Raw genomic sequence first — 17,176 nt, 5'->3', positions numbered from 1 at the left:
TCCCGACGCCACCCCCGTTCCCGGGTGGGTCGGCTCCACTGCCCCCACCGCCACGTCCGGCCGCGTCGCGTCCGGTGATCCCGCTGCGGCCGCTCGGCCTCGGCGACGTCCTGGCCGGTGCGTTCACGGTGTTCCGGCGCAACGCCCGCGTGCTCCTGCTCTGGAGCCTGCTGCTCTCCGGCGTGCTCGGGCTGGTGTCCACGCTCGTGTCGACGCTCGGCCGACAGTCGTTGCAGTCCAGGATGTTCTCCGCGGTGGACGGCTCCGGATCCCGTGACGCCGACACGATCTTCGCCGGGTCCGTGCTGCTGTACCTCGTGCTCTCCGTCGCGGTGCCGTTCCTCGCGTGGCTCGCCCGCGGGTTCCTCGTCGCACCGGTCGCCGTCGACACCGGGCAGCGCGTGCTCGGACGGCGAGGCACCTTCCGCGGGCTCTGGTCGCTGCTCGCCGGGCGTCGGCTGTCGGTCGTCTGGTGGATGCTCCTGCAGCTCGCCGCCGGGCTCGTCGTCGGGGTACTCTTCGGCGTGGTGGTCGTCGGGTTCGTCGGTGCCCTGACCGCGAGCAACAGCGGCGTCGGCGGTTTCGTGCTCGGGATCATCGGGATGGTCCTCGGCTTCATCGTGCTCATCGCGTTCCTCGACACGCGGTTCGCGTTCACCGTCGCGACGATCGCACTGGAGGGCCGCGGGGTGTTCGCCGCGGCGGCGCAGTCGTGGCGGCTCACCCGCGGGGCGTTCTGGCGCACGTTCGGGATCCGGCTGCTCGTGACGGTGGTGTTCTCGTTCGCGGCCGGGATCGCGAGCACGCCGCTGACGATCGGAGCCGCGCTGTTCTCGGGCGTGTTCGACCCGCTCGGGCAGACCGACAGGGGCTCCGGCGTCTCGGCGGGTGCCGTCGTCGCGCTCGTGGTCGGCAGCCTCCTGGTGATCGCCGTGCAGTGCATCACCGACGTGCTGAGCGCATCGGTCACGACGTTCCTCGCGATCGACCGACGGATCCGGACCGAGGCGCTCGACCAGCGGATCGCGTCGCACCTGGAGACCGGGCAGCCCGTCGACCCATTCGCGCCGGCACCGCCCGTTTCCCGGCCGCCGTGGCCAGGGGCCGGCCCGTGGCAGCAGGGCTCGCCAGGGCAACAGGACCCGCGACAGCCGCAGCAGTACGGCTGGCCGCAGGCGCCGCAGCAGTGGGGTCCGCCACGACCCGGCGGGCAGTGATGGCGGCGGTCGACCCCGACGAGGCCCGTCGACTCCTCGAACGCGAACTCGGTCGTGCCGAGTACGACGGCGCGCACGTCACGTGGTGGGACCGGCTCTCGCGGGGGTTCTTCGAGTGGCTCGGCACCCTCCGTCCCGACGGCATCGGCTCACCCGCGTTCGGCCGGACCCTGCTCGTCATCGCGATCGTGGTCATCGTCGCGGTGGTCGTCCTCGTGGTGGTCGCCCGCGGTCTCCCCCGGCGACGGGCCCGTCTGCGCGCCGAGCGCCTCGGTGGGGTGCTCGACGACGACGACCTGCGCTCGGCGGCCTCGATCGCCGAAGCCGCTCGCGCCGCACTGCGGGCGGGTGACTGGTCGACCGCGGTCCTCGAGGGCTACCGTGCCCTGGCCCGCGGACTCGGCGAGCGCGACCTCGTCCCCGACGTCCCCGGTGCGACCGCGCGGGCGATCGCGGTGCGAGCCGCGGTCGTGTTCCCCGCGTCCGAGGCAGCCCTGCACGACGCCGCGAGCACCTTCGACGCCGTCCGGTACCTCGGGGCAGAGGCCGACGAACGCGCGGCCCGGCAGGTCGTCGAGACGGAGCGCACCATCAGGGGCGCCCGACCGGCACGCACGGCGACACCGGCGGTGCCCGCGTGAGCGCGACGACAAACGCGCCCCCGGTCGACACGGCGCCCGCAGCAGCCACCCCTGATCGCCGCGGTCCACGGTTCCTGTTCTGGATCGTGGTCGTGCTCGTCGGGGTGCTGCTCGCGGCACTGACCGCGATGATCGGCACCGACGACGGCCCGTCGAACGCCCCGCTCGACCCGTCCTCGGCGACCGCGAGCGGCTCGAAGGCGCTCGTGCGGGTGCTCGAGCAGCAGGGCACGGACGTGGACGTGGTGCACGACGCCGACCGGCTCGGCAGCGAGACGGTGTTCGTCGACGACTCCGCCGGGGTCCTCGCCCCGTCGGTCGCTCGGCGCATCGCCCGCACCGTTCCCGACGTGGTCCTCGTGACGAGCGACCCGGCCGTGCTCGAGGCCTTCGGGGTCGACGCCGAACCCGCCGCGTCGATCGACACGACCGACACGGTGTCGACCACGTCGTGCGACATCGCCGCCGCCCGCTCCGCCGGGCGGGTGACCACGACGGGCATCGGCTACTCGGTGTCCGCGTCCGCTGGGATCCGCTGCGCCCCGACCGGGACGGGCGCCGACCGCACGTGGGGCCTCGTCGAATCCCGGACCGCCGCCGGGAGCGTCACCCTCGTCGGCACGACCGCCGCGTTCCGGAACGACACGATCACCACGGCCGGCAACGCGGCGCTCGCGCTCGGGCTGCTCGGCAGCGACGACCACCTCGCCTGGTACGTGCCGACCGCCGGGACCGCCGACGCAGCACCCACCCTCGGCGAACTCGCGCCGCCGTGGGTACCGAGTGCGATCGCGATCCTGGCGCTCGTCGCGGTGGCGGCCGGTGTCTGGCGCGGTCGCCGACTCGGCCCGCTCGTCGTGGAGCAGCTCCCCGTCGTCGTCCGCGCCTCCGAGACCACCGAGGGCCGCGCACGCCTGTACGCCAGGACCCGTGACCGCACGCACACCCTGGACACGCTCCGGCTCGCCGCGATCCGCCGCATCGGCCGGACGCTCGGGCTCCCCCGATCGGCGCACGTCGACGACGTCGTCCACCGCGCGGCGACCGCAACGGGCCTGCCCGCGCGGCACGTCGGCGCGGTGCTCGTCGGTGGACCGAAGACCGACGACCGCGCGCTGGTCGACGGAGCCGATGCGCTCGACCAGCTCGAGCGCGCCGTGAGCCGAGCCGTCTCCGGGGACGCACCACCGGCCTCCCGTCCGGCTGCCCCGGCCCCGTCAGCACCCGCACCTGCCACCGATCCCCGACCAGGAGGACGACCGTGACCGACCACCCCACCAGCGCACCCGGCGCACCCACCGTGACGGCGGATCCGCTCCGCGACGCCTTCGGCCGGGTCCGCGCCGAGGTCGGCAAGGCCGTCGTCGGACAGGAGGGCGCGGTCTCCGGCATGATCGTCGGCCTGCTCGCCCAGGGGCACGTCCTGCTCGAGGGCGTCCCCGGCGTCGCGAAGACCCTGCTCGTGCGGAGCCTCGCCGCGGCGATGTCGCTCGACACGAAGCGGATCCAGTTCACCCCGGACCTGATGCCCGGTGACGTCACCGGCTCGCTCGTCTACGACGCCTCGACGGGGACCTTCCCGTTCCGCGAGGGTCCGGTGTTCACGAACGTGCTGCTCGCCGACGAGGTCAACCGCACCCCGCCGAAGACGCAGTCGGCGCTCCTCGAGGCCATGGAGGAACGCCAGGTCAGCGTCGACGGCACGGCCAAGCCCCTCCCGGACCCGTTCTTCGTCGCCGCGACGATGAACCCGATCGAGTTCGAGGGCACCTACACGCTGCCGGAGGCGCAGCTCGACCGCTTCCTGATGAAGCTCACGCTCGACGTGCCACCCCGTGACGTCGAGTGGCAGGTGCTCCGCCGGCACGCCGACGGGTTCGTGCCGCGCGACGTCCGGTCCGCCGGCATCGTCCCCGTGGTGGGCGCTGCCGAGGTCACCGCCGCACAGCGTGCCGTCCGCGGCGTCGGCGCCCGGGACGACGTCCTGGCGTACATCGTCGACCTCGCCCGTGCGACCCGGCAGGCGCCGTCCGTCCGGGTCGGCGTGAGCCCACGTGGAGCCACGGCACTGCTCGCCGCCGCGAAGGCCTGGGCGTGGATCACCGGCTACGACGCGATCACCCCCGACCACGTGCAGGCGATGCTGCTGCCGGTGTGGCGGCACCGGCTCCGGGTGGCCGCCGACGCCGAGCTCGAGGGCGTGGGCGCCGACGGGGTCCTGCAGCAGGTGCTCGAACAGGTGCGGGTGCCGATCTAGTGGCAATCTCCGGCCGGTTCGTCGCGCTCCTCGCCGTCGCGATCGTCCCCACCGTGCTGTTCGGCAGCGGATGGGGCGGTCTGGCGTGGGTGCTCGTCGTCGTGCTCGCGGCCGGGCTCGACCTGCTGCTCGCCGCCGACCTGCGCGCCGTGCGCGTCGATCGGCGGATGCCGCGGCTCGCCAGACGGGACACCACCGCGGACGGCACCCTCGTGCTCGCGAACGACGGCGCGAGGACGCTCCGAGCACTCGTGCGCGACATGTGGGAGCCGTCTGCCGGGCAGGCACCCCGGCGCATCACCATGACGGTGCCCGGCGGTGAGCGTCGGACCGCGCGGATGCGGTTCGCGCCGTTCCGTCGTGGCCGTCGGAGGAGTTCCGGCGTGGCGGTGCGGGCGTTCGGACCCCTCGGGCTCGCCGCCAGGCAGCGTGTGCTCACGGCACCGGCCGAGCTCGTCGTCACGCCGCCGTTCCGCTCCCGCCGACACCTGCCGTCGCGCCTCGCCCGGCTCCGGGAGCTCGACGGCGAGACCACCCTGCAGCTCCGCGGGCACGGCACCGAGTTCGACTCGCTCCGTGACTACGTCCGCGGCGACGACGTCCGGTCGATCGACTGGCGGGCGACGGCCAGGCGGCAGGACCTCGTCGTGCGGACCTGGCGCCCCGAGCGGGACCGGCGGGTGATCGTCGTCGTCGACGCCGGGCGGGCAGGAGCCGGTCGGGTCGGCGACGAACCGCGCCTGGACACCTTCATCGAGGCCGCGCTCCTCGTCGGCGCCCTCGCTGCTGCGGCCGGCGACCGGGTGGACCTCGCCGTCGTCGACGACGGTGTCCGAGGGCGCGTGCACGGCGCGACGCGAGCGGACGTGGTGCAGCGCTTCGGGGAGACGCTCGCGCTCGCGGAGCCGGGCCTGGCCGCGACCGACTGGGCAGCGGTGCCGGCGCTGGTGGCCTCCGTCACGACGCAGCGGTCGCTGGTGGTCCTCGCGACCAGCCTCGACTCCGTCGGTGCATCAGGGGACCTGCTCACGGTGCTGCCGGCGCTGGCACGGCGGCACGCGGTGGTCGTGACGGCCGTCGACGACCCGGCGGTGGCCATGATGGCTCGCGGTCCAGGAGGCGACGAACGGGACGGACGTGCACCGGGCCTCCCGTCCGCCGGTCGGGACGTCTACCGCCGTGCTGCGGCGGAACGCTCGCTGCTCGATGCCGAGGGCGTGGCGGACGTCGCGCGCCGGGCGGGCGTCGAGGTCGTCCGTGGCACGCCGGAACAGGTGCCGCCGCTGGTCGCGGACGCCTACCTGCGCGCCAAGGCGGCCGGGAGGCTCTGAGCACCCCCGCCGTCCGGGTCCCGGCCAGGGGCGGCTGGTCCGGGTCGTGGCCGGGTCTCGGTGCGGACCGGTCAGCCGGCGACGATGGCGGAGGCGCCTCGGTCGAACTCCTCGACGTCGCCCCGTTCGCCCGCCAGAGCCGCGCGCCGACCGATCACCCACTGGTAGGAGAGGACGACCGCCAGTGCCACGGTCCCGATCCCGATCTTCACGGGCCACGGCCAGTCCTGGCGCGTCACCGTCCCCTCGACGATCCCGGACAGCAGCAGGGTCAGCACGAGTCCGATCGCGACGGCGATGAGGGCGCGTCCGTCCTCGGCCAGGGCCTGCGCACGCGTGCGCTGTCCCGGTGCCACCCATGACCAGAAGATCATCAGGCCGGCACCGCCCGCGAGGAAGATCGAGTAGAGCTCGAGCTGCCCGTGCGGGGCGATGTAGAGGAAGAAGTCGCCGAGACGCCCCTGCGAGTGCATGATCGCGCCCGAGACACCGAGGTTCAACGCGTTCTGGCCGATCGAGTACGGCACGAAGAGCCCGGTGATGCCGAACGCCACCATGCTCGCGGCGATGTACGCGTTGTTCGTCCACACCTGCGCCGTGAACGCGCCGAGGCCGTGGTCGGAGTAGTAGTCCACGAAGTCCTGCGTGGCGTACTGCCGCAGGGACTCCTGGGTGCCGAACGTGGCGACCGCGCCCGGCGTCGTCGTGGTCCACACGCCGGAGACGAGCGCGATCACCGCCGTCGCGACGGCCACCCAGATCGTCACCCATCGGATCCGGTACAGCGCCGCCGGGAGCTGCAGGACGAAGAACGACGTGAGCATCGTCAGCGGGTCGGTCGGCGCGCCGGTGAAGCGGAGCCGTGCGCGGAAGAGCGTCAGGGAGAGCCGGTCGCCGGTGGCGGAGCGCGGAGCGACACCACGGATCCGGGCGAGGTCCGTCGCAGCGGACTGGTAGCCGGTCACCAGGCGGTCGACGTCCTCGCCGCTCGACGGCCGACGGCGCGCCAGCCGGTCGAGCTCCTGCCACTGCTGCCGGTGGACGTCGGCGTACGCGTCCAGGTCCATGCGGTGTCCCCCTCGTGCCGCTTGCGGTGTGTCCGACAGAATGTTCCCATGCCGACGCGCGCCACACCCAGGGACCTCGCCGACCGCCGCTTCGTGCGGGCGCTCGACGAGACCACCGACGAGCTGGTCGTGGGCGAGGCCGTCGCGCTCGACGTCGCGCCGGCCGGCATCGTCGCGCGGCTCGCGGCAGCGCTCCTCGACGGGCTCTGCCTCGTCGCGCTGTACGTGATGCTGCTGGTCGGGATCGCCAGGGTGTGGCCGTCTGGAGTCGACGAGGCGTGGCTGGCCGCCGCGCAGATCGCCGTGCTGGTCGTCGTGCTCGTGCTCGTGCCCGCCGCGGTCGAGACGGTCACGCGCGGGAAGAGCGTCGGCCGCTACGCCCTCGGAACCCGTGTGGTGCGCCTCGACGGCGGCGCCGTGACGTTCCGGCACGCGTTCGCCAGGGCGCTCGTCGGGCTGCTCGAACTCTGGTCGACGCTCGGGTCCCTGGCGCTGCTCGTCGCGCTCTTCGGCTCGCGGCCCCGGCGTCTCGGTGACCTGCTCGCCGGCACGGTCGTGCAGCACGAGCGCCTCGCACGGTCCACCGACCCGGTCGTGCTGCTGCCCCCGTCGCTGCAGGCTTGGGCCGCGGTCGCCGACGTCCGGGCGCTCCCCCAGCGGCTCGAGAACCGGCTCGGCGCGTTCTTCCGGGGTGCGGCCTCGGTGCAGCCCTCCCTGCGGCTCGCGACGGCGACGGCGTTGGCGGCCGAGGTCGCCGAGTACGCGCACCCCGTGCCGCCCGTGCCGGCCGAGGAGTTCCTCGCCGGGGTCGTCGCGCTCCGTCGTGCGCGGGACCGGCGGGCGTTCGGGTCCCGCGCGGCGACGCTCGACGCGGCAGCCGCGACCGCTGGTGCGCGCCCGCCGGGATTCCCGCGCTGACGCGGCGCGGTTGCTCGGCGTCTGCCCGCCGTTCGCACAACGAAAAGCCGTCCGCGCCACGACATTCCGTGGTGCGGACGGCTTTTGGTTGTGCGGCCGGCCATCACTGCGGCCGGCCATCACTGCGGCCGGCCATCACTGCGGCCGGGCGACGCCGACCGCGTCAGTAGCGGTAGTGGTCCGGCTTGTAGGGACCCTCGACCGGGACGCCGATGTACGACGCCTGCTCCGGGCGGAGCGTCGTCAGCTGCACGCCGAGCGCGTCGAGGTGCAGGCGTGCCACCTTCTCGTCGAGGTGCTTCGGCAGGACGTACACGCCGGTCGGGTACTCCGAGCGCCGCGTGTGGAGCTCGATCTGGGCGAGCACCTGGTTCGTGAACGAGTTGCTCATCACGAACGACGGGTGTCCGGTGGCGTTGCCGAGGTTCATCAGACGGCCCTCGCTGAGCACCAGGATCGATCGTCCGGTCGGCAGGCGCCACTCGTGCACCTGCGGCTTGATCTCGATCTTCTCGGCGCCGGGCAGTGCCTCGAGGCCGGCCATGTCGATCTCGTTGTCGAAGTGTCCGACGTTCGCGACGATCGCCAGGTGCTTGAGGCCGAGCATGTCGTCGACGCCCACGACGCCGAGGTTGCCCGTGCACGTCACGACGATGTCCACCTGGTCGATGACGTCCGACAGGCGAGCCACCTGGTAGCCGTCCATCGAGGCCTGCAGCGCACAGATCGGGTCGACCTCGGACACGATGACGCGCGCGCCCTGGCCGCGGAGCGCTTCCGCCGCCCCCTTGCCGACGTCGCCGTAGCCCACGACGAACACGACCTTGCCGCCGATCAGCACGTCGGTCGCGCGGTTCAGACCGTCGGGCAGCGAGTGCCGGATGCCGTACTTGTTGTCGAACTTCGACTTGGTGACCGAGTCGTTGACGTTGATCGCCGGGAACTTCAGCTCACCGGTGCGTGCCAGCTCGTACAGCCGGTGGACGCCGGTGGTGGTCTCCTCGGTCACGCCCTGGATGTCCGCGGCGATGCGGGTCCAGCGGTCCGAGGACTCGGCGAGCGAGGCAGCGACCGTGTCGAGCACGATGCGGTACTCGGCGCTGGCGTCGTCGCCCGCTGCGGGAACGGCACCGGCGGCCTCGGCGTCGGCACCGGTGTGCACGAGCATCGTCGCGTCGCCACCGTCGTCGAGGATCAGGTTCGGGCCAGCCCAGTCGGCTCCGGCGGCAGCGGCTTCGGCGCTCCAGTCGAAGATCCGGTTGGTGCACCACCAGTACTCCTCGAGCGTCTCGCCCTTCCACGCGAACACCGGGACGCCGGCTGGTGCGTCCGGTGTGCCGGTCGGGCCGACGGCGATCGCGGCGGCGGCTTCGTCCTGGGTGGAGAAGATGTTGCAGCTCGCCCAGCGGACCTGGGCGCCGAGCGCGGTCAGGGTCTCGATGAGCACGGCGGTCTGCACGGTCATGTGCAGCGACCCGGCGATGCGCGCGCCGGCGAGCGGCTGCGACGCGCCGAACTCCTCGCGGAGCGCCATGAGCCCCGGCATCTCGTTCTCGGCGAGGCGGATCTGGTGACGACCGGCCTCGGCGAGGCCGAGGTCGGCGACGCGGAACGGAGCTGCGGCCTGGGTTTCGGTGGGCATGTGGTCCAGTCTCCCACGCACGGCCTGGAGGCTCGTGGCGGGGCCGCACCGAGCCTCCTGTCCGGTGGTGGCCGGGTCAGTCCGCGGCGCGCTCCTCGCGGAGCGGCTCGCGCCGGATGACGTGCCAGCCCTGCGGCACCCGCAGGCGCGCGGCGTGCCGCGCGCAGAGGTCGTAGCCGTGCGGCTCGACGCGGGTGGACAGCGGGCCGACGACGACCATCGAGTCGCCGTAGTCGTACGTCAGGGTCGACGATGCGCTCGCGCCACAGGCGACCTTGCTGCAGATCCGTACGTCCATACCGTCGACGACCCTACCGAACCAGGCGGTGGACGGCCCGCCGCGTACGATGTGGGGATGCGCCGCAAGCCCCGTCTCGTCACCCCGGTCGACCGTGGCCGAGGGCGCTCACGCCACGGTCGTGGGTACCGGTCGAGCGTCACCGGTCCTGACCTCGCTCCGATCATCACGAGGGCAGAGGCGTTCGACCGCATCGTCGGCGACACCGCGCACTACCTGCTCGGGCTGTGGCCGGACGAGCTGCACGGCGTCGTCTTCCAGGTGGCGGACATGCCGACCGACCCGACGCTCCCCGACAGCATGCCGCGGTGGCGGGTGGACCACGCCGAGCGCCGGGTGACCGTCTTCCGGATCCCCGTCGAACGGGTGACCCGCTCCCCCGAGAAGGACGACGTCGACCGACGGATCATCGTGGAGACCGCGGTCTTCCGTGCGGTCGCCGAACTCATCGACAAGGACCCGTGGGACCTGGCTCCCGACCGCTACCGCCACTGGTGAGGTCGCGCCCGCGCGAGACGCGAGCCGCGCGTCAGGGGTAGACGCGCACCGGGGTCGAGACCTCGGTCTCGGGGCGGATCGGGAAGCCGGCCACACCGTCGTCGCCCTGGTACGTGACCCCGGCGACGAGGCCCTTCGCACCGGTGATCGTCAGTTGCTTGGCGGTGTCCACGCCGACCGTCTCGGTGGAACCGGACGGCACGCGGACGGACTTCCGGTCGTCGCCGGACCGGATGACGACGGTCGCGTCCTCCGTGGTCGGGTTGACGACGTTCAGCCGGGCGCCGTCGCCAGGGGCGACCGACGTGATCGCCTTCGCGCCGAGCGGCTCGGCCGAGGCGAACCAACCGAGGTCCGTCCAGTCGTGGTCGGTCGGGGTCGTCGTCCTGGCACCCGCCACGACGGGCTCCGTCGAGCTCACCGAGAACGAGTACCGGCCGTCCGGGAAGTCGTCGAGCGAGACGTCCGTGACCACGCCGGGTTCCGCGGTGGTGTTCACCGTCGTGCCGCCGCCGTCCGCGGTGGTGATCCCGAGCGTGACGCGAGCGGCCTTGTCCCCTGGGACGAACAGCCGGACGATCGGGGCCGCATCAGCGGTGTCGTCGCCACGCTGGGCTTCCTGGGCTCCGCGGAGGACGACGGCGGGGATGACCTGGCTGCGCGACGGGGCCGCACCGCCGGAGACGATGTCGAACCCACCGGGGGTCAGTGTGCGGACGACGGTCTCCTGCATGTGCGCGACGATCTGCCCGCCGGAGGAGGTGACGTGCACGACGGTCGAGCCCTGGTCCGAGACGAACCCGGACAGCGGCACGACCTTCTGCGAGTTCGGCGCGACGACGATGCCCGTGGTGCCGGGAGCACTGACGGTGCCCGTGCCGTCGTAGATCGACAGGTCGACGGTGGCGTTCACGTCGGTCGGGTTCGACAGGGTGATGAGGCTGGTGCGGCCGGTCTCGGTCGAGCCGCCGACGAGCCACGTCGACTGCGACGGGTCGTCGCACGACGCGGCTGCCACGCCGACGAGGTCGCCGTTCGACACGTTCTGGTAGCTCGAGCCGGCGACCTGCGGGGTGGTGTCGCCCGCCGGCGCGGTGAGCAGGGTCGGGTCGCTGCTGCCGTTCGTGCTCGACGCCAGGTCGGATCGCTCGACGGACTCCCCCGTCGTGGCCGTCGCCACCGTGGCCGTCCCGACCGTGGTCGCCTTCGTCGCGTCGTTCCCGGCGTCGTCGGAGAGCCGGAGGGCGCTGCCGGCGCACACGCGCTCGGCGTCGGCCGGCACCGGGGTCACCGTGCGTCCGGCCGGTCTGCCGGGGGCCTCGGTGGTCCCGAACGCGTGGGCGGCTCCGATCGTGCCGACCGCGACGACCACCGCGATGGCGGTCGCCGTGCCGCGGACGATCCAGCGGCGCGCGGGGGTGGTGCTCATTCGTCGCGCTCCTCGTCGAAGGTGGTGGCGGGTTCCTCGGCCTCGATGACGTTCGAGGTGGCACGGCGCCGGCGCGGAGCGGTCGGGACGGCGAGGAGTGCTGCCGCGCCGAACACCACCCCGAGGACCACGAGGTACAGCACGTGGGTGGTCTTCGCAGCGGCCGACCCGGTCCCGGTGCGGTCGACGTCGCCCTCGTAGTGGAACAGCTGACCGCTCGTGGTCTCACCGATGCTGGTGAAGAGCGCGTTCTGCCCGATCGCACCGGCAGCGCGGTCGTGTACGGCCTTCGCCTGGTCGTCCGCCGGGGCGTCGTCGAGCAGCACGAAGCTCACGCCGAGCTCCTTGAGCGCGGGACGCGGGTCGTAGCCGCTCCGGCTGGCGAGGTTCCCCGCGAGGGTGGCCAGGCGTGAGCCGGCCGGCGACAGCGACAGCGCCGTGGCGTCGAGCGTGGACTGGTCGTCGAGCGTGGAGCCCTGTCCGCGCTCGAGCGAGACCGCGAGCGAGCCGTCGGTCTGCGGGTCGACGACGAGGGTGCCGACGTCGGGGTTCGCCTGCGCCTCGGCGTTCACGTAGGCACTCAACACCCGGCCGGTGGTCGGCTGGATCACCGCGTTGCCGAGGTAGAACGCCGCGAACGCCGGCGCGACGGCGACCCCGGCGAAGACCGTCGCGACGAGCCCGATGACCGGAGCCTGCCGCGGCACGGTGTCGATGCCGATGCAGGCCGCGAGGACGATCGCCAGCCAGTACACGGTCAGCCCGCTGCCCGGCCACACGATGGTGGTGGTCGAGCCGACGCCGGTCACGGTGACGTGGGTGGCGGCGAACGCGGTGGCGAAGCCGAGGAGCGCGGCGATGAGCGCGGCACCCGCCACGGACCAGCGGTGGCCGAGCATCGAGCCGAGCGCGGTCACCGCGATCGGCAGCGCCAGGATCGCCAACGCGATCGGCAGCGCCGCGAGGACGAGGGACAGCGGCTCGCTGACCGGCAGCCACCCGTTCCAGTCCGGCAGCGGCTGCCCGATCGCGAGCTGCAGCGCGGAGGGGGCCCTGGTCGCGGATGGCACGCCGGGGTCGGCGAAGATCCCGAGCACGTTGCCGCGGGCGAGCTGGGTCAGCACGAGCGGCAGGAAGAGCACCGCGGCGGGGACCGCGATGAACACCCGGCGGTGCGCGTGGCGCCAGCCGATGCCGAGCGCCACGAGCCACCCGACGAGCAGCACGGGCAGGAGCGACGGCGCGGACGCGGCGACGCCGGCGAAGAGCAGGGCCGCACCGGACGCCGACGCCCACGAGCGGTGGGCCTCGAGCACGGTGGGGAAGAGCCACGGCAGGAGCACGTGGGCGATCACGGCACCGAGGTGGCCGGTCGTGACGGCCCCGACGAGCGACGGCGCGATCGTGTACAGCGCCGCGCCGATGACGGGCACCCACGTCCGGGTCGTGACCTTGCGGACCACGAACCACGCACCGAGCGCCGACACCGGGAAGGCGAGCAGCATCACGACGACGACCGCGGTGGACGGCGACCAGAAGACGATCGACCCGAGCACGGCGAGCACCGCGGCGAAGGGGTCGCTCGGCCCGGTGAACCCGGTGCCGAGGGTGTGCCAGCCGTAGCCGACGTTCTGCCAGAGCTGTCCGACCGTCGTCGAGAGCGGCAGCAGGCCACCACCGGTCAGCGCCGGGGAGCCGAGCAGCGGGAAGAGCGTGACGACGCTGAGGACGGCAGCGGCGAGGACGACCCAGATGCCGCCGTCGCCGAGGAACGACGCCCGGGCGATCGGTGCGTCCTCCACCCGCGCGAGCTCGACGTCGCGCGAGGTCGTGCGCCGTTCGTGCACGCGGCGCCAACTGACGCGCAGCGGCTCGACCGCCGCCCATCCGAGCTTCTTCGTGCGTGCGAGTGCCGTCCTGGACCGACCGGCGCCGCCGAAGGCCACGGCGAACGCTGCGGCCAGTTCACCGGACACCGCTGCCGGGTGCTTCGCGACGAGGTGCCCGATCGCACGGCCGAGTGCGAACGGCACGAGCGTGAGCCAGTGGATCCAGAGCACCCCGGCCGATGCGTACGTCATGCGGCGGTGCAGCTGCGCCTGCCGGTGCAGGCGCACGCGACGACCTTCGGAGACGCGCTTGCGTCCGAACTCCTCGATCGGGCCGGCGCTCGTCATCCGCGCATCGGGGACGACCGCGACGCGGTGGCCCGCGAGGCGCACGCGCACACAGAAGTCGAGTGCGGCGTCGACGTCGGGCAGCGCCTGGTCGAAGCCGCCGAGCGCGACCCACACGGAGCGGCGCACGAGCATGCCGCCGGCGGCGACCGCCAGGACGTCGGTGTTCCGGTCGTGCTGCCCCTGGTCGAGCTCGTCCTGCACGAGCACCAGCGAGCGGCCGAACCGGGTCATGCTCTCACCGAACGCGCGGATGCGGGAGGGGTCCTCGTCGTCCACGAGCTTCGGGCCGGCGACCGCCACGGATGGGGCGATCTCGACGGCCGCGAGCATCTCGGCCAGTGCCGTCGGCGCCGGCGCGTTGTCGTGACCGACCAGCCAGAGCCACTCGTCGACCGCTTCGTCGGACTCGGGGCGCGGAGCAGCCTGCTCGCCCGCGGCGACCGCGTCACCGAACGAGCGTCCTGCGGGGATCCTGGTGAGCTGGGCGGATCCGCCGAACTCGAGCTCGGCGGTCGACCCGTCGGTGGAACCGACGTCGACGACGACCAGGTTCTCGGGGTGGCGGGTCTGGTTCGCGAGGGCGGCCAGCGTCCGGTCGAGGTGGTCGGCACCGTTCGCGCAGACGAGGATCGCGGTGACACGGGGCTGAGCGGAACTGGGCTGCATGACGGGCGTCACTCTACGGTCTGGAGGCCCGGCCACAGCCCGACGGGACGGCGTGCCGTGAACCTGTGGACAGGATCAAGGCGCGGTGTGCGCCTGGCGCACGCCGCGCCTCCAGGACGGGATCGGGCTACGCGCGCTTGCGCAGCTTGCGACGCTCGCGCTCGGAGAGGCCGCCCCAGATGCCGAAGCGCTCGTCGTTCTCGAGCGCGTACTCGAGGCACTGGGCCCGGACCTCGCACGAGGTGCAGATCTTCTTCGCCTCACGCGTCGAGCCGCCCTTCTCGGGGAAGAACGCCTCCGGGTCGGTCTGCGCGCAGAGGGAGTCGACCTGCCAGGCGAGCGGGTTCTCCTCGTCGTCGCCAGTGGCTCGGCGGACACCCGGGACGCCGAGCGCCACGGGGTCGACGTGCCAGTCCTCTGGAACTCCGGCGTGGAAGTCGGAACCGCTCACCCTGATCACCCCTTGGTTCGTCTCGCTGTCGCCGCCTGTCGCAGCGTGTCGTTGCCTGTAATTACAGCGGTGTGATTCGTCGGAGTCAAGTCGCGGATCATAGAAGGCACTGACCGTTCCGGCGTGTCATGTCCCCCATTCGGGCGTGTCGCGCCGGTTCTGTCGGCGTCTCGGGGGACAGCGGGGTGCGGTAGCTGCCGGCACGGCGCACAACCAAAAGCAGCTCGCACCACGCAAGGACGCGGCGCGAGCTGCTTTCGGTTGTGCGAGCGGCGGGAGCCCTACGCCACGCGGCGGCGGGCCTCCCAGGCGCTCGTGACCATCTCGTCGAGGGTGTGGCGCATCGCCCACTCGAGGTCGCGGGATGCGGCATCGCCGGTCGCGACGATGCGTGCCGGGTCGCCGGGGCGGCGCGGGGCGACCTCCGGCTCGAAGGCGATGCCGGTTCCCCTGGCCATGGCGTCCATGATCTGCCGGACGCTGACGCCGTCGCCGCTGCCGAGGTTGTACGCACGGTCGAGCGGCTCCCCCGCCTCGAGCTTCCGTGCCGCCACGGCGTGCGAGTGCGCCAGGTCGGCGACGTGCACGTAGTCCCGCACACAGGTGCCGTCGGGGGTGGCGTAGTCGTCGCCGTTGATCCGGGGGGTCCTGCCGGCGAGGAGCGCGTCGAACACCAGCGGGAAGAGGTTGTGGGGGCTCGCGTCGTAGAGGTCCGGCTCCCCAGACCCGACGACGTTGAAGTAGCGGAGCGACGTGGTGGTGAACCCGCGGGCGACCTCCATGTCCCGGAGCAGCCACTCGCCGATGAGCTTCGACTCACCGTAGGGCGACTCCGGGTTCTTCGCGGTGGACTCCACGACCGTCTCGACGTCCGGCGTGCCGTACACCGCGGCGCTCGAGGAGAACACGACCTTGTCGACGTCCGCGTCGGCCATCGCCCGCAGGAGGGTCGCCATCCCGGTGACGTTCTGCTCGTAGGTGTGCAGCGGACGCTCGACCGACACGCCCGCGTACTTGAACCCGGCGACGTGCACGACGCCCGTGACGTCGTGCTCCCGGATCGTCCGCGCGAGCAGGTCGGCGTCGAGGATCGTGCCCTCGACGAACGGCACGTCCGACGGCACGAACGCGCGGAAGCCGCTCGAGAGGTCGTCCAGCGCGACGGTGTCGATGCCGTCTGCGCGCAGCGCGCGGACGACGTGGGATCCGATGTACCCGGCACCGCCGGTGACCAGCCAACTCATGCCAGCCACGCTAGCGGACCGCGCGACGCGGACTCCCGCGCACCCGGTGCGCGAACCCGCTCGTCGCTACTCGCTGGTGTCCGTCACTCGCTGGTTCCCGTCGCGATGAAGACGGTGGACGTGAGCCCGGTGGTCGAGTCGGCCTCGACGGTCACGTCGCCTTCGTCGGGCGTGATGAAGCACGACTCCCCCTGCCGCAGCAGGGTCGCGGACCGGGCGCCCACGAGTGTCACGACGCCCTCGGTGCAGATCGCGATCGACGGGCCGGACAGCGGCGCGACGCCACCGGTGCCGAGCCCCACGGGCTTGCCGTCGCCGGTCACCCGGACGAGCGCGAAGCCGACGCCGTCCGGCGCGAACCGGTCGACGCCAGAGGCGAGCGGCTCCGGCACGAGCACCGGCGCCGGGTAGGCGGTGAAGTCGAGCACGTGCAGCAGCTCCTGCACGTCGACGTGCTTCGGCGTGAGTCCCCCGCGCAGGACGTTGTCGGACGGCGCCATGAGCTCGATCCCGAGGCCGTCGAGGTACGCGTGGATGTTGCCGGCCGGCAGGTACATCGCTTCGCCGTGCGCGAGCGTCACGCGGTGCATGAGCAGCGAGACCACGACACCGGGGTCGCCCGGGTAGCGCTCGGCGAGCGCCGCGGCGGTGGCCAGGTTCGGGCTGACGTCCCCCGCTGCGACCGCGTCGGTGGCGAGGTGGCCCACGGCGTCGACGATCGCCAGGGCGGACGGGTCGGCGGTCTCGAGCCAGCGCACGGTGTCCTCGAGCCCCTGCTGCAGGTGTGCGACGAGCGGGCCGAGGCGTCCGCTGTCCGCGTCGAGCACCTCGACGTCGGCGAGCGTCGACTCGATCGGCCGGAACCCGCTCAGGGCCTCGAACCGCTCGCTCAGCGCGACCACGAGCTCCGGCTTCGGGAACGGGTCCTTGTAGTTCCTGGCGGGGTCGTCGAGCGGGACGCCAGCCGCGTTCTCGCGCTCGTACCCCGCTCGTGCCTGCTCCGGGGTGGGGTGCGCCTGCAGGGACAGCGGGGCGGCGGCGGCGAGGAGCTTCAGCAGGAACGGCAGCCCGGTGCGCCCGGCGCCGAGCGCGGTCTCCGGTTCCGCGGCGATCCAGTCGAGCACGGTGTCCGCCCCACCGACCATCGCCGGGTTCACGACGACGCTCGGGCTGCCGGGGTGCGCGCCCAGCCAGAGTTCGGCCTGCGGGGCGCCGGTGACGGTCCGGCCGAGGAGTTCTGGGATCGCGGTGACCGACCCCCACGCGTAGTCGCGCGCCGTGTTGGTGATGCCGAGGAACATGCCCAGAAGCGTATCGGGCACGACCGTCAGGCCGCC

15 protein-coding genes are annotated in these 17,176 nt (G+C 73.0%); 7 read left to right on the top strand and 8 right to left on the bottom strand.

From position 1 onward, the window contains the following. Nucleotides 1–74 precede the first annotated feature (74 nt). From ACEN9V_RS19090 to ACEN9V_RS19070, 5 genes are read left to right on the top strand one after another with little or no spacing between them, the layout of a single operon-like run. On the top strand, nt 75–1,217 hold the full coding sequence (locus tag ACEN9V_RS19090) for a glycerophosphoryl diester phosphodiesterase membrane domain-containing protein (RefSeq protein WP_413601615.1): 1,143 nt from the start codon (nt 75–77) through the stop codon (nt 1,215–1,217). Beyond that, nucleotides 1,187–1,858, top strand: coding sequence for a DUF4129 domain-containing protein (locus ACEN9V_RS19085; RefSeq protein ID WP_413601614.1), 672 nt, complete (start codon nt 1,187–1,189; stop codon nt 1,856–1,858). The genes ACEN9V_RS19090 and ACEN9V_RS19085 overlap by 31 nt, the downstream gene beginning before the upstream one ends. Beyond that, on the top strand, nt 1,855–3,123 hold the full coding sequence (locus ACEN9V_RS19080; protein ID WP_413601613.1) for a DUF4350 domain-containing protein: 1,269 nt from the start codon (nt 1,855–1,857) through the stop codon (nt 3,121–3,123). Before ACEN9V_RS19085 ends, ACEN9V_RS19080 begins: the two co-directional genes overlap by 4 nt. After that, nucleotides 3,120–4,115 (top strand): AAA family ATPase, encoded by a 996-nt coding sequence (locus ACEN9V_RS19075; RefSeq protein ID WP_402730020.1) that lies wholly within the window; start codon nt 3,120–3,122, stop codon nt 4,113–4,115. Before ACEN9V_RS19080 ends, ACEN9V_RS19075 begins: the two co-directional genes overlap by 4 nt. Then, a complete protein-coding gene (locus tag ACEN9V_RS19070; protein ID WP_413601612.1) occupies nt 4,115–5,446 on the top strand; it encodes a DUF58 domain-containing protein in 1,332 nt (443 codons plus the stop codon). The genes ACEN9V_RS19075 and ACEN9V_RS19070 overlap by 1 nt, the downstream gene beginning before the upstream one ends. A gap of 71 nt (nt 5,447–5,517) precedes the next feature. Here the strand turns inward: ACEN9V_RS19070 and ACEN9V_RS19065 are convergent, their stop codons facing one another. Then, entirely contained in the window at nt 5,518–6,513 is a 996-nt protein-coding gene (locus ACEN9V_RS19065; protein ID WP_413601611.1) for a stage II sporulation protein M, read from the bottom strand. Nucleotides 6,514–6,561: 48 nt separating this feature from the next. On the opposite strand from ACEN9V_RS19065, the gene ACEN9V_RS19060 reads away from it, so the two are divergent. Beyond that, entirely contained in the window at nt 6,562–7,431 is an 870-nt protein-coding gene (locus ACEN9V_RS19060; protein ID WP_413601610.1) for an RDD family protein, read from the top strand. Between the two features lie 163 nt (nt 7,432–7,594). Here ACEN9V_RS19060 and ahcY read toward each other — a convergent pair whose 3' ends face one another. Both ahcY and ACEN9V_RS19050 read right to left on the bottom strand, forming a co-directional pair. After that, nucleotides 7,595–9,073 carry an adenosylhomocysteinase gene (ahcY, locus tag ACEN9V_RS19055; protein WP_413601609.1) on the bottom strand — a complete coding sequence of 493 codons (1,479 nt, stop codon included), beginning with the start codon at nt 9,071–9,073 and terminating at the stop codon, nt 7,595–7,597. A gap of 76 nt (nt 9,074–9,149) precedes the next feature. Continuing rightward, nucleotides 9,150–9,371, bottom strand: a complete 222-nt coding sequence (locus tag ACEN9V_RS19050; protein WP_281264968.1) for a DUF3499 family protein — start codon at nt 9,369–9,371, stop codon at nt 9,150–9,152. A gap of 57 nt (nt 9,372–9,428) precedes the next feature. Here ACEN9V_RS19050 and ACEN9V_RS19045 point away from each other — a divergent pair, with 57 nt between their 5' ends. Further along, on the top strand, nt 9,429–9,869 hold the full coding sequence (locus ACEN9V_RS19045; protein WP_281264969.1) for a metallopeptidase family protein: 441 nt from the start codon (nt 9,429–9,431) through the stop codon (nt 9,867–9,869). 31 nt (nt 9,870–9,900) lie between these two features. Here the strand turns inward: ACEN9V_RS19045 and ACEN9V_RS19040 are convergent, their stop codons facing one another. The 5 genes from ACEN9V_RS19040 to manA form a co-directional block, all read right to left on the bottom strand. Next, entirely contained in the window at nt 9,901–11,298 is a 1,398-nt protein-coding gene (locus ACEN9V_RS19040) for a DUF5719 family protein (RefSeq protein WP_413601608.1), read from the bottom strand. Continuing rightward, nucleotides 11,295–14,144: a glycosyltransferase gene (locus ACEN9V_RS19035; protein WP_413601607.1), complete on the bottom strand. Its 2,850-nt coding sequence runs from the start codon at nt 14,142–14,144 to the stop codon at nt 11,295–11,297. The genes ACEN9V_RS19040 and ACEN9V_RS19035 overlap by 4 nt, the downstream gene beginning before the upstream one ends. Before the next feature lie 127 nt (nt 14,145–14,271). Beyond that, nucleotides 14,272–14,604 (bottom strand): WhiB family transcriptional regulator, encoded by a 333-nt coding sequence (locus ACEN9V_RS19030; protein WP_413601606.1) that lies wholly within the window; start codon nt 14,602–14,604, stop codon nt 14,272–14,274. A gap of 272 nt (nt 14,605–14,876) precedes the next feature. After that, a complete protein-coding gene (gene galE, locus ACEN9V_RS19025) occupies nt 14,877–15,839 on the bottom strand; it encodes a UDP-glucose 4-epimerase GalE (protein WP_413601605.1) in 963 nt (320 codons plus the stop codon). 83 nt (nt 15,840–15,922) lie between these two features. After that, the gene (manA, locus tag ACEN9V_RS19020; protein WP_413601604.1) at nt 15,923–17,140 is read right to left on the bottom strand and encodes a mannose-6-phosphate isomerase, class I; all 1,218 of its coding nucleotides are present in this window, start codon (nt 17,138–17,140) and stop codon (nt 15,923–15,925) included. Between the last annotated feature and the right edge of the window lie 36 nt (nt 17,141–17,176).

The sequence above is a fragment of the Curtobacterium sp. Curtsp57 genome (genome assembly GCF_047324335.1).
Classification (GTDB): Bacteria; Actinomycetota; Actinomycetes; order Actinomycetales; family Microbacteriaceae; genus Curtobacterium.
This window is presented reverse-complemented; position numbering and strand designations above follow the sequence as displayed.